Below are 11,860 nucleotides of genomic sequence, written 5' to 3'. Positions count from 1 at the left end.
CTCAGGGCGGGCTGGCGCCGTCCGGCGCGTCGCGCAGGGTGCTCAGCGGCAATGCCACCATCTCCTGCAACAGGGCCACGAGTTGGGTGGCGGCGGCGTCCACAACGCGCCGGCCCTTGTCGGCCGCGGCGGCCGCGGCATTGCCCACGGCACCGGCCGGGTGGTAGTCCTGCATCTGCCAGCCGAGCTTGGCGCTCTTGCCGTTGCCCAGGATGGCGTACTGCTCCGAGCGGTCCTGCGAGGTGGAGCGAAAGTCCTGCGCATGCGCCATGTGCACGGTGCCGGGCGACAGGTGCAGCATCATCGAGGTCTCGATTTCGCCCGCGTGGATGCCGAAGCGGTGCTCTGCCGCACTGAACTGGCCGGCCACCGCCTCGGGCAGGGGCAGGCTGAACCAGCTGGCGCTGTAGACCAGCAGGTCGCAGCGCGTGCGCAGCTCGCGCGCCACGATGTCCATCACGCTGACCTGGCCGCCATGGCCGTTGAACAGCAGCAGCTTCTTCACACCGGCGCGTGCGACGCACTCACCGAGCTCGGTCCACAGCGCGATGATGGTGGCCGGCGACAGCGTGAGCGTGCCGGGGTAGCGGATGTGCTCGGGGCTCAGGCCCACGCTCTGTGGCGGCAAAAATAGCACTGGCAGCTCGGCCGGCAACAGCGGCAGCGCCGCGTCGATCACGCCCTGCAACAGCGTGGCATCCACCGACAGCGGCAGGTGCGGCCCATGCTGCTCGATGGCCGCCACGGGCAGCACGGCCACGGTCTGCGCTGCCAGGCCCGAGGCCTTGCGCTGGGCGAAATCGCGCGTGCCGAGATCGGCCCACCAGCGCGGGGGCGTGGCGGTGGATGGAGAAGAGGGAGGCACCAGTGGCTGCGTCATGCCGCCATGGTAGCGGCCTCAGCCCAGAATGATCTCGTCCTGGTGGTTGGCGATGTGAAAGGTGTGGGCACGTGCGAACTCGACTTTGTCCAGCACACCATAGGCAAAGTGCGGACGCAGCGCCCCCGAGTGGGCGTTGAAGCGCGCGATGGCGGCCCGCAGGCGCTGGGATGCTGGCTTCCACTCGCCTGACATGGTGAGCGCTGGCGCTGCGGGAATGGGCTCTGCCAGGCCGTGCGACATGCGCCCGCGCCAGCCGAAGAAGCCGAACGCAGCCGCACCCAGCGTGCGCTGGAAGAGGGCACTGTTCTCCTTGGGAAATCCGTCCATGCTCATCTCGATGCTTTGAGAGAGATGCTCCAGCACCGCCACCAGCGGCCAGGCACCATTGGTGCGGGCCTGGGGCGCTGCCTCCATCCGGTCCAGCCAGCGCAGCGCGCCGGACAGGTCGGCGACCTTGGGCTCATCGGCCCAGCCGAAGGCGGGGACCAGGAGCAGGGGGGCGGCGATCAGGGCGGTGCGGCGTTTCATGGTGCACCGATGGTAGCGCCCTGCAAGCGCGCGCCGCAGCCGCTACCATCCGGGAATGACCCACGATCTGTTCCGAGAAGATGGCTACCTGCGCGAATGCAGCGCCCGCATCACCGCCATCACCGACGCCGGCATCGTGCTCGACCGCACGGTGTTCTACCCCCTGGGCGGCGGCCAGGCCGGCGACAGCGGCCACCTGCTGCTGGCCGACGGCACGGCCATCGCCATGGCCGACACGCGCAAGGGCAAGGATGCCGAAGGCCAAGCCACCGCCGACATCGTGCATGTGCCCGCCCCGGGCCAGGACGCGCAACTGGCGGCGCTCGCCACCGGCGCGCCCGTGACGGCCCGCATCGACTGGGAGCGCCGGCATCGCCTGATGCGCCTGCACACCACCACCCACCTGCTGTGCCACCTGGTGCCGCAGCTGGTCAACGGCTGCTCCATCACGCCCGAGTACGCGCGCCTGGATTTCTCGATGACCGACCCGCTCGACAAGGAGGTGCTGACCGCCGGCATCGCCGCGCTGGTGGCCGCAGGCCACCCGCTCACCGTGGCCTCGATCAGCGACGAGGAACTCGACGCCAACCCGACCCTGGTCAAGAGCATGAGCGTGCAGCCCCCGCGCGGTTCGGGGCGCATCCGCACCATCCGCATCGGCGGCGAGGGCGGTGCCCCGCTGATCGACCTGCAGCCCTGCGGCGGCACGCACGTGGCCAACACCGCAGAGATCGGCGCCATCGTGGTCACCAAGATCGAGAAGAAGAGCGCCACCACGCGGCGGGTGGTGCTGGGCTTCGCCGCCTGAACGTCAACAAACATCAACCACACCTCTGGATACACCGCGCGGTACTGCGCGGTGGTACCTTGGGCGGCCTGCCGCCCGTTTGCGGCGTCGCTCCCCTGACCGCCCGACGTTTTCAGTTGCCTCCATGCCTCTTCCCAAGCGCTTTTCCCTGACCCGCCCCTCCCTGGCAGCCCTGCGCCAGCACCGCTGGGCGCGCCGTGCTGCTGTTGCCCTGGCGGCTTTGCTGGCCCTGTGGCTGCTGGCCTGGCTGGCCGTGCCCCCCCTGCTCAAGGGGCCGCTGCAGCGTGCGGCCAGCGCGCAATTGGGCCGCGCGGTGACGGTGGGGGCCATCGATTTCAAGCCCTGGTCGCTGGAGCTCACGCTGCGCGACATCGCCGTGGCGGGCGCCGAGGGCAGCGACAAGCCCCAGCTCACCATCGCCCGCGTGCACGTGGATGGCGAGCTGCAATCGCTGCTGCGCCTGGCACCGGTGGTGGACGAGTTCACGGTGGAGTCACCCGTGCTGCACATCGCCCACCTGGGCGAGGGCCGCTACGACGTGGACGACATCATCGCCAAGGTCACGGAACCGCCCGCCGAACCCAAGCCCGACACCGGCCCGGCGCGCCTGGCGCTGTACAACCTGGCGCTTGTCGGCGGCAGCATCGACTACGACGACCGCAGCGTGGGCAAAACACACACCGTGCGCGGCCTGGCGCTCACCGTGCCCTTCATCAGCACTCTGCCCTCGCAGCGCGAGGTGAAGGTGGAGCCGCACCTGGCCTTCACCCTCAATGGCAGCCGCTTCGACTCTTCCGCACAGGGCACGCCCTTCGCCCAGACGGGCAAGACCGACGCCAGCGTGCGCTGGGACGGCGTGGACCTGGCCCCCTACCTGGCCTACCTGCCAGCCAGCCTGCCCGTGAAGGTGCAGGGCGCCACCCTGGACGTGGACCTGAAGGTGGCCTTCGAGCAGACACCGAAGATGGCCGTGAAGCTCACTGGCAGCGTGCAGGCGCGCGACGTGCGCCTGGCGGACCGCCAGGGGCAGGACCTGTTGAGCTACGAGCGCCTGAAGGTCGACCTGGCCGACGTGCGCCCGCTCGACCAGGTGGTGCGCTTGTCGCAGGTGGAGCTCACGGCCCCGGTGCTCAATGCCACGCGCAATGCCGACGGGCAGATCAACCTGGCGCAACTGGCGCCCGAGAGCCCGCCCGCTGCGGCGGCGCCTGCCGCCAACGCTGCCAGTACCGCGTCTCGCCCAGCCTCGGCCGCTGCGGGCAAGCCCGCGACCGCCAGGCCCTGGACCGTGGAGGTCGCCCACACCCTGGTGCGCGGCGGCACGCTGCGCTGGGGCGACCAGACCACCCGCCCGGCCGCTGCACTAGAAGCCCGCGAGTTCACGCTGGATGCTAGGGACCTGGCCCTGCCCTGGGCGCACCCCGTGGCCTTCGAGGGGGGTTTCAAGCTGCAGGATGGCAGCCTGGGCTTCAAGGGCGAGGCCACCGACCAGAAGGCGCAGGTGCAGGCGACTGTGACCGCACTGGCGCTGCAGGTGGCCGCCCCCTACCTGGCGCAGGCGCTGGAGCCCGCCGTGTCGGGCCAGCTCACCGGCGACATCGGGGTGCAGTGGGCAGCGCCCGATGCCTCGTCCGTGAAGCCCGGTGCTGCGGCGCCCACGGGCGTCACCCTCACCGCCGGCCCGCTGGCGCTGGAGCAACTGGCCTTGCGCCAGGGCAAGACCGTGCTGGCCAGCCTGGGCCGGCTGGAAGTCAAGGGCGTGCAGGTGCCATTGGACACACGCACCGCCACGCTGGAGAGCCTGGCCCTGACCCAGCCCAAGGCCACGGTGGACCGCAGCGCGGATGGGCGCTGGATGTTCGAGCGCTGGATGAAGGCGCCGGCCACCACGCCCCCGGCAGAAGAAGCCGCCCCGGCACCGAATGCCCCCGCCGCCGCGCCGTGGGTGCTGCGCGTGGCGGATTTCAGCCTGCAGGGCGGTGCCATTGCGCTGGCCGACAACGCCCAGGCCCGCCCCGTGGCGCTGGAGCTGTCGGCCCTGGGCATCAGCGCCAAAAACCTCGCCACCGACGGCAGCAAGCCCGAAGCGCTCAAAATTTCTGCCCAGGTGGCCGCAGGCAAGGGCACGCCTGGCAAGCTCGACTACCAGGGCACGCTGGCGCTGCAGCCGCTGGCCACGCAGGGCAGGCTCGAGGCCACGCGCCTGCCGCTGCACGCGCTCGACGGCTACCTGGCGAGCCAGTTGGCCATCGAGCTGCTGCGCGCCGACGTGGGATTCAAGGGCCAAGTGGCCTTTTCGCAGGGCGACAAGGGCGCCAGCCTGCGCCTGTCGGGCGACGCCGCCGTGGACGACCTGCAGGCCAATAGCACCTCGGCCTCCACCCCCAAGACCGAGGCCCAGGTGGGCGAGGAACTGCTGGCCTGGAAGAGCCTGAACCTGCGCGGCGTGGAGCTGGCCACCGCCCCCGGCACGGCCCCGAGCCTGTCGGTCAGAGAGACCAGTCTGGCCGACTTCTTCGCGCGCATCGCCATCAACGAGGCCGGCCGCATCAACCTGGGCGACATCGCCAAGACCCCGGCCGAGGCCCAGGCGGCCAATGCCGCCAGTGCCGCGAAGTCGGTGCCACCCGCGATGGCGCCTGCCGCGTCCGCAGCGTCCGCTGCCGTGGCGGCAGCGCCGGCCGACCCGCTGGCACCGGTGGTGCAGTTCGGCCCGGTGAGCCTGGTCAACGGCAAGGTGCTGTTCTCCGACTTCTTCATCAAGCCCAACTACTCGGCCGACCTGTCGGAGCTCACGGGCAAGCTCAGCGCCTTTTCCACCGCGGCACCCGGGGGCGAGCCGGTGCTGGCCGACCTGGAGCTGCGCGGCAAGGCCGAGGGCACGGCCTCGCTGGAAATCACCGGCAAACTCAACCCACTGGCCAAGCCGTTGGCGCTGGACATCGCAGGCAAGGTGCGCGACCTGGAGCTGCCACCGCTGTCGCCCTATGCCGTCAAATACGCAGGGCATGGCATCGAGCGCGGCAAGCTCAGCGTGGACGTGGCCTACAAGGTGCTCCCGAGTGGCCAGCTCACGGCCAGCAACCGGCTGGTGCTCAACCAGCTGACCTTTGGCGAACCCGTGGCCGGCGCGCCCAACAGCCTGCCCGTGAAGCTCGCCGTGGCGCTGCTGGCCGACCGCAATGGCGTGATTGACCTGGACCTGCCGCTCAGCGGCTCGCTCAACGACCCCGAGTTCCGCGTGGGCCCGGTGATCTGGAAGATCATCGTCAACCTGATCGGCAAGGCCCTGATCTCGCCCTTCAGCCTGCTGGCCAGCGCCATGGGCGGCGGCGACGAACTGGGCAGCGTGCCCTTCGCCCCCGGCAGCGCCAGCCTGAGCCCCGAGGCCCAGCAGAACCTTGCCAAGGTCGTCAAGGCGCTGACCGACCGGCCCAACCTGCGCATCACCGTGACCGGCCAGGCCAGCCTGCAGGCCGAGCGCGAGGGCCTGCAGCGCGAGCACCTGCAGCAACTGGTGCTGGCCGAAAAGCGCCGCGCCAGCCCGGCCGACACCGCAGCAGTGCAGGCCGCCGAGTACCCCGCCCTGCTCAAGGACGTGTACCGCCGCGCCGACATCCCCAAGCCGCGCAACCTGGTGGGCCTGGCGCGCGAGCTGACCCCGGCCGAGATGGAGGCCCTGCTGCTGGCCAACCAGCCCGCCACCGAGGCCATGGCGCAGGAGCTGGCCACCCAGCGGGGCCAGACAGTGCGCAGCTACCTGATGGCGCAGAAGCTGCCCGTGGAACGGCTCTTTCTGGCGGCGCCGCGCGCGGGAACCCAGCCCGAAAAATGGTCTCCCCAGGCGCAACTGACCCTGGCGACACAATAAGGGGCATCTTCCCCGCCCAGGAACCAAACGGTCTTCTGGGCGCTCACACCTTGCAACATGCACTACCGCCCGACCTCCCTGCTCGCCAGAGCTATCTTTCTCATAGCAGTCATGCTGGCTGGCGCGGGCAGTTGGGCCCAGTTGCCGGCCAAGGGTGGCGCGGCCACCAGCGCCGTGGTGACCACCCCCCATGTGCGGGCGGAGCTGATCGCCCATGCACCACAAGGCGTCGAGCCCGGCCAGCCGCTGTGGCTGGGCCTGCAGATCACCCACCAGCCCGAGTGGCATACCTACTGGAAGAACCCCGGCGATTCCGGCCTGCCCATCGAGATGGCCTGGACCCTGCCCGCCGGGCTGGACGTGGGCGAGATCGCCTGGCCCCTGCCCAAGAAGATCCCCATCGGCACCCTGGCCAACTACGGCTACGAGGGCACGGTGCTGCTGCCCGTGCCTGTCACGGTGGACAGCACCTTTGCGCCCAAGGCGCTGTCGAACGATGCCACGGTGCGCCTGCACGCCACCTGGCTGGTGTGCCGCAAGGAATGCATCCCTGAAGAGGGCAACTTCACGCTGACCATCCCCGCTCGCAGCACCACGGCCATGCATGGTGCGGCGTTCGATGCCGCCCTGGCGGCCCAGCCCCGCCCGGTGATGGGCAGCGTGCAGGGCGTGCGGCCCGACAGCAATGCCCGCATCGAGGGCAACACGCTCCAACTGAGCGTGCAGGGCCTGCCTGTGGAACTGCGCGGCAAGACGCTGGAGCTCTTCCCCGAGACGCCCGAGGTCATCGAGAACGCCGCCGCCTGGACCCAGGCCTGGAAGGGCGCGGTGTGGACTGCCGAGGTGCCTCTGTCGGCCCAGCGCAGCAACAGCCCTGACCCGATGCCCGTGGTGCTGGCCGCCAACGGCCAGGGCTACCGGGCCGAGCTCAAGGTGCTGGGCGCCTGGCCCACGGTGGCCGCAGCGGCCACCGTGTCGCCCGCGCTGGAGGCGGCGCTCAAGGCCAATGCGGCGGGCGCAGGCACGTCGCGCGCCCCCCAGGCCACCTCGTCGGTCCCGCCCCTGACCTTGCTCGCAGCGCTGTTCGGCGCGTTGCTGGGCGGCCTCATCCTGAATCTCATGCCCTGCGTCTTCCCGGTGCTGGCCATCAAGGTCGTGGGCTTTGCCCAGCATGCGCAGGACCGGCGCGCGCACCGGCTCAGCGGCATCGCCTACACGGCAGGCGTGGTGCTGTCCTTCGTGGCGCTGGGCGGGCTGATGCTCGGCCTGCGCGCGGCGGGCGAGGCCATCGGCTGGGGCTTTCAGCTGCAGTCACCGGCCGTGGTGGCGGGGCTGGCGGCGCTGTTCACGCTGATCGCGCTGAACCTGGCGGGGGTGTTCGAGTTCGGGCATTTCCTGCCTTCGTCGGTGGCCAACCTGCAGGCGCGCCACCCGGTGGCCGATTCGTTCCTGACGGGCGTGCTCGCCGTGGCCGTGGCCTCGCCCTGCACCGCGCCGTTCATGGGGGCCTCGCTGGGCCTCACGGCCACGCTGCCAGGCCCACAGGCGCTGGCCGTGTTCGCGGCGCTGGGCCTGGGCCTGGCCCTGCCCTACCTGGCCGCCGCCTTCGTGCCCGCCGTGGCGCGCGCCCTGCCGCGCCCCGGCGCGTGGATGGACACGCTGCGCAAATTCATGGCCTTCCCCATGCTGGCCACGGTGGTCTGGCTGGTGTGGGTGCTGGGCCAGCAAAGCGGTATCGATGGCGCGGGCGCGCTGCTGATCCTGCTGGTGGCACTGGGCATGGTGGCCTGGGCGCTGTCGCTCGCGGGCACCGCGCGCCGTTTCATGGCCCCGGTCTCCGTCCTGGCGCTGGCGCTGCTGGCCTGGACCTTCGTGCCCCACATCACCAACGTGGCTGCGGCGCCCATGTCCACTGCCACGGCCAGCGCCACCGGTCCGCAGTGGCAGGCCTGGACCCCGGGCGCGGCCGAGCAGCTCGTCGCCAGCGGCCGGCCGGTGTTCGTGGACTTCACCGCCGCCTGGTGCGTGACCTGCCAGTACAACAAGAAGACCACCCTGGCCGACGCCGACGTACAGGCCGACTTCACCGCCAAGAACGTGGCCCTGCTGCGCGCCGACTGGACGCGCCGCGACCCGGCCATCACCGCCGCACTGGCCCAGCTGGGCCGCAGCGGCGTGCCGGTGTATGTGCTGCATGCCCCCGGCAAGGCGCCCGTGGTGTTTTCCGAGATCCTGGGCGAAGCGGAACTGCGCGCCGCGGTGGCGGCGCTGTAAGACCAGCCGGTCGGCAGGGGCTCCGCCTGGAAATCCGGGGCCGCATCGCCCATACTGCCCCACCACCGTCCCACCTGGAGATCTTTCATCCATGCTGCTTCGACGTACCCTCTTCGCCCTGCCCCTCGTGCTGGCTGCCGCCGGTGCCCAGGCCGCCGCCACCGTGGGCCAGCCGGCTCCCGACATCACCCTCAAGGACACCACGGGCAAGACCGTGCGCCTGTCGGACTTCAAGGGCAAGCATGTGGTGCTCGAATGGACCAACCCCGGCTGCCCCTTCGTGCGCAAGCACTACGACAGCGGCAACATGCCCGCCACGCAGAAGGACGCTGCGGGCAAGAACGTGGTGTGGCTCGCAGTCAATTCCACCGAGAAGGCCAGCGGCGACTACCTGGAGCCCGCCAAGCTGACCAGTTGGCTCAAGGAGCGCCAGTCGGTGCCCACCGCCATCCTCATGGACGAGGAAGGCACGGCCGGCCGCGCCTACGGCGCACGCACCACGCCGCACATGTACATCGTGAACCCGCAGGGCCAGCTGATCTATGCCGGCGGCATCGACAGCATCGCCTCGGCCAAGGTTGACGACATCCCGCGCGCCACGAACTATGTGAAGACCGGGCTGGCGGAGGCGCTGGCGGGCAAGCCGCTGACGGCCTCGACAACCCGTCCTTACGGCTGCAGCATCAAGTACAAAGACCCGGCCTGACCGGCTGCGCCCTACACTGGTGGCATGAGCACCATCAGCGAACTGCGCCATATCCTCGCAAGCTGCCGCACCATCGCGGTCGTGGGCCTGTCGCCGCAATGGCACAGGCCCAGTTTCTTTGCGGCCAAGTACATGCAGGCCCATGGCTACCGCATCGTGCCGGTGAACCCCATGGCAAGCGAGATCCTGGGCGAGCGCAGCTACCCCAGCATCACCGCTGCGGCGGCGGACCACCGCATCGACATGGTGGACTGCTTTCGCAAGAGCGAGGACATTCCGCCGCTGGCCGAGGAAGCCATTGCCATCGGCGCCCAGTGCCTGTGGATGCAGCTCGGTGTCGTGAACGAAGACGCAGCAGCTCGTGCGCGCGCTGCGGGCCTGTCGGTGGTAATGGACCGCTGCGTGAAGATCGAGCATGCGCGCCTGTTCGGCGGGCTCAACTGGGCTGGCGTCAACACACGCGTGATCTCGGCCAAGCGCCCGCAGCAACTGCCTTACTGAACAGAAGAACAAAGAGAGACATTCGCCCATGGAAAAGGACAGAGACTACGGCTTCGGCACGCGCGCCATCCACGCGGGCGCCATTCCCGACCCGGTGACCGGCGCGCGCGCCACGCCCATCCACCAGACGACGAGCTTTGTCTTCGACAGCGCCGAGCACGCCAGCAGCCTGTTCAACCTGCAGACCTTCGGCAATGTCTACAGCCGCATCAGCAACCCCACGGTGGCGGTGTTCGAGGAGCGCATCGCCAGCCTGGAGAACGGCCGCGCGGCCCTGGCCTGTGCCAGCGGCATGGCCGCGCAGATGGCGGCGCTGCTGGCCATCCTCAAGACCGGCGACCACATCGTGGCGGCCAGCACCCTGTACGGCGGCACGGTGGGACAGCTCGGCGTGGGCTTTGCACGCCTGGGAATCGAAACGAGCTTCGTGGACCCTGCTGATCCGGAGAATTTCGCTCGCGCCATGCGTCCCAACACCCGCGCCGTGTACGGCGAGACCATCGGCAACCCGCTGGTCAACGTGCTCGACATCGGGGCCGTGGCCGGGGTGGCGCACGCCCACGGCGTGCCCCTGGTGATCGACAACACCGTGGCCAGCCCCTACCTGTGCAACCCGCTGGCCTTTGGCGCCGACATCGTGGTGCACAGCGCCACCAAGTACATCGGCGGCCATGGCACGACCATGGGCGGCGTGGTGGTCGAGGGCGGCAAGTTCCCCTGGGACAACGGCAAGTTTCCCGAGATGGTGGAGCCCAGCCGCGCCTACCATGGCGTGAAGTTCTACGAGACCTTCGGCGACTTCGGCTACACCATGAAGGCACGCATGGAGATCAACCGCACCTTCGGCGGCGTGCTCTCGCCCATGAACGCCTGGCAGTTGCTGCAGGGCGCCGAAACGCTGCACCTGCGCATGCGCGAGCACTGCCGCAACACGCTGGCGGTGGCGAAGTTCCTGCAGGGCCATGCCAAGGTGGCCTGGGTCAACTACCCGGGCCTGGCCGATTCACCGTATTACACCTTGGCGCAAAAGCAGTTTCGCGCGGTGGACGGCACGCCCGGTGCCTCGGGCATCCTGACCTTCGGCATCCAGGGTGGCGCCGCGGCAGGAGAGAAGTTCATCGACGCCTGCGAGTTCCTGAGCCACCTGGCCAACATCGGCGACGCCAAGACCCTGGTGATCCACCCGGCATCGACCACGCACCGGCAATTGAGCGACGAAGAACTGGCACGTGCCGGCGTGAGCGCGGACATGGTGCGCCTATCGGTGGGCATCGAGGACCTGGACGACATCCTCTGGGACATCGACCAGGCGCTGTCAAAAACCTAAGCGCTGGTGGGGGCGCCCAGCCTCTGCGACAGGCTGCGCGCCATGTCGCGCAGATGCCCTGCGGCGGCACTGTCCGGGCCGGTGCGCAGCGTGGCGCTCAGGCCGATCACGGCCAAGCACAGCACGAGCTGGCCAAAACCGTCGAACACCGGAGTGGCCAGTGCGCTGATGCCCGGCAGCAACTGGTCGGTGACCTCGGCCACTTGGTGGGTGCGCACGGCGTCCAGCTCGGCGGCAAAGGCCGGGTCGTCGAGCGCCCCGGCATGGCCATCGGCGGCCAGGGCAGCCGCTGTGCGCTCGCGCGGGCCGAAGGCCGCGAACACTTTGCCCGTGGCGGTGTGCCGCACCGATGCCGTGGTGCCGTGGCGCATGGCCACGTAGACGGCAGTGGGCCCTTCTTCGACGCGGATGATGGTCGGGCCGTTGTCCCCCCAGACCGATGCCGAGACCGTGTAGCCGATGCGCTGGGCCAGCGCCGGCAACTCGGCAATCGCCAGCCGCACCGGGTCCACCTGCTGCAGACTGATCAAACCCAGTTGCATGGCCAAAGGCCCCAGGCCATAGTGGCCGCTCACGGCGTCCTGCTCGATCAGGCCCAGTTTGCCGAAGCTCACGAGGTAGGGGTGGGCCTTGGCGGGCGTCATGTCGGCGGCCCGCGCCAGGTCCTTGAGCGCCATGCGCCGGCCAGTGCGGGCCAGCACCTTGAGCAGCTGGCCGCCCACCTCCACGCTCTGGATGCCGCGCGGCGCGCGCGGGCTGTCTTCGTCGTCGGCAGGGGAAAGGTCGCGAGAGGGATCGTCCATGGCGCCATTGTCCACCGAGCCCATGGCGATCCCGGTCACCCTGGGGTTTCCACTTAAACAAATGAATTAGACATTGACGAATTTATTGCCTATGATCAAAACATTCCGTTTAGATGAATTCATTCCACTAAACCAAATTAACCGGTAACACCCCATGAC

Annotated in this window: 9 protein-coding genes; 6 read left to right on the top strand and 3 right to left on the bottom strand. The window is 69.6% G+C overall.

Annotated features, from left to right (window positions below; translation table 11 throughout):
* Position 1: 1 nt before the first annotated feature.
* Together QYL93_RS26785 and QYL93_RS26780 are read right to left on the bottom strand one after the other, a co-directional pair.
* Complete coding sequence (locus QYL93_RS26785; protein ID WP_305746537.1) at positions 2-880, bottom strand: creatininase family protein; 879 nt, start codon at positions 878-880, stop codon at positions 2-4.
* Between the two features lie 18 nt (positions 881-898).
* Complete coding sequence (locus QYL93_RS26780) at positions 899-1,411, bottom strand: DUF1569 domain-containing protein (RefSeq protein ID WP_305746536.1); 513 nt, start codon at positions 1,409-1,411, stop codon at positions 899-901.
* A 55-nt stretch (positions 1,412-1,466) separates the two neighbouring features.
* Between QYL93_RS26780 and QYL93_RS26775 the strand changes: the two genes are divergently transcribed.
* From QYL93_RS26775 to QYL93_RS26750, 6 genes are all read left to right on the top strand, one after another.
* Complete coding sequence (locus QYL93_RS26775; protein WP_305746535.1) at positions 1,467-2,219, top strand: alanyl-tRNA editing protein; 753 nt, start codon at positions 1,467-1,469, stop codon at positions 2,217-2,219.
* A gap of 124 nt (positions 2,220-2,343) precedes the next feature.
* Positions 2,344-6,090, top strand: coding sequence for a DUF748 domain-containing protein (locus QYL93_RS26770; RefSeq protein ID WP_305746534.1), 3,747 nt, complete (start codon positions 2,344-2,346; stop codon positions 6,088-6,090).
* Positions 6,091-6,147: 57 nt separating this feature from the next.
* A complete protein-coding gene (locus QYL93_RS26765; protein WP_305746533.1) occupies positions 6,148-8,364 on the top strand; it encodes a protein-disulfide reductase DsbD in 2,217 nt (738 codons plus the stop codon).
* Positions 8,365-8,455: 91 nt separating this feature from the next.
* Positions 8,456-9,070 (top strand): thioredoxin family protein, encoded by a 615-nt coding sequence (locus tag QYL93_RS26760; protein ID WP_305746532.1) that lies wholly within the window; start codon positions 8,456-8,458, stop codon positions 9,068-9,070.
* 24 nt (positions 9,071-9,094) lie between these two features.
* On the top strand, positions 9,095-9,571 hold the full coding sequence (locus tag QYL93_RS26755) for a CoA-binding protein (protein WP_305746531.1): 477 nt from the start codon (positions 9,095-9,097) through the stop codon (positions 9,569-9,571).
* Positions 9,572-9,599: 28 nt separating this feature from the next.
* Positions 9,600-10,898 carry an O-acetylhomoserine aminocarboxypropyltransferase/cysteine synthase family protein gene (locus QYL93_RS26750; protein WP_305746530.1) on the top strand — a complete coding sequence of 433 codons (1,299 nt, stop codon included), beginning with the start codon at positions 9,600-9,602 and terminating at the stop codon, positions 10,896-10,898.
* Here QYL93_RS26750 and QYL93_RS26745 read toward each other — a convergent pair.
* On the bottom strand, positions 10,895-11,701 hold the full coding sequence (locus QYL93_RS26745) for an IclR family transcriptional regulator (RefSeq protein ID WP_305746529.1): 807 nt from the start codon (positions 11,699-11,701) through the stop codon (positions 10,895-10,897). The genes QYL93_RS26750 and QYL93_RS26745 overlap by 4 nt on opposite strands.
* Positions 11,702-11,860 lie beyond the last annotated feature (159 nt).

It is taken from the genome of Acidovorax sp. A1169 (genome assembly GCF_030704685.1).
In the GTDB taxonomy this organism is placed as follows: domain Bacteria; phylum Pseudomonadota; class Gammaproteobacteria; order Burkholderiales; family Burkholderiaceae_C; genus Acidovorax.
The sequence above is the reverse complement of the archived record's forward strand: the minus strand, read 5'-3'. Positions and strand labels throughout refer to the sequence as shown.

Coding starts and splice junctions, on each gene's coding strand:
- QYL93_RS26785 (WP_305746537.1), bottom strand. CDS start 880: ATGACGCAGCCACTGGTGCCTCCCTCTTCTCCATCCACCGCCACGCCC.
- QYL93_RS26780 (WP_305746536.1), bottom strand. CDS start 1,411: ATGAAACGCCGCACCGCCCTGATCGCCGCCCCCCTGCTCCTGGTCCCC.
- QYL93_RS26775 (WP_305746535.1), top strand. CDS start 1,467: ATGACCCACGATCTGTTCCGAGAAGATGGCTACCTGCGCGAATGCAGC.
- QYL93_RS26770 (WP_305746534.1), top strand. CDS start 2,344: ATGCCTCTTCCCAAGCGCTTTTCCCTGACCCGCCCCTCCCTGGCAGCC.
- QYL93_RS26765 (WP_305746533.1), top strand. CDS start 6,148: ATGCACTACCGCCCGACCTCCCTGCTCGCCAGAGCTATCTTTCTCATA.
- QYL93_RS26760 (WP_305746532.1), top strand. CDS start 8,456: ATGCTGCTTCGACGTACCCTCTTCGCCCTGCCCCTCGTGCTGGCTGCC.
- QYL93_RS26755 (WP_305746531.1), top strand. CDS start 9,095: ATGAGCACCATCAGCGAACTGCGCCATATCCTCGCAAGCTGCCGCACC.
- QYL93_RS26750 (WP_305746530.1), top strand. CDS start 9,600: ATGGAAAAGGACAGAGACTACGGCTTCGGCACGCGCGCCATCCACGCG.
- QYL93_RS26745 (WP_305746529.1), bottom strand. CDS start 11,701: ATGGACGATCCCTCTCGCGACCTTTCCCCTGCCGACGACGAAGACAGC.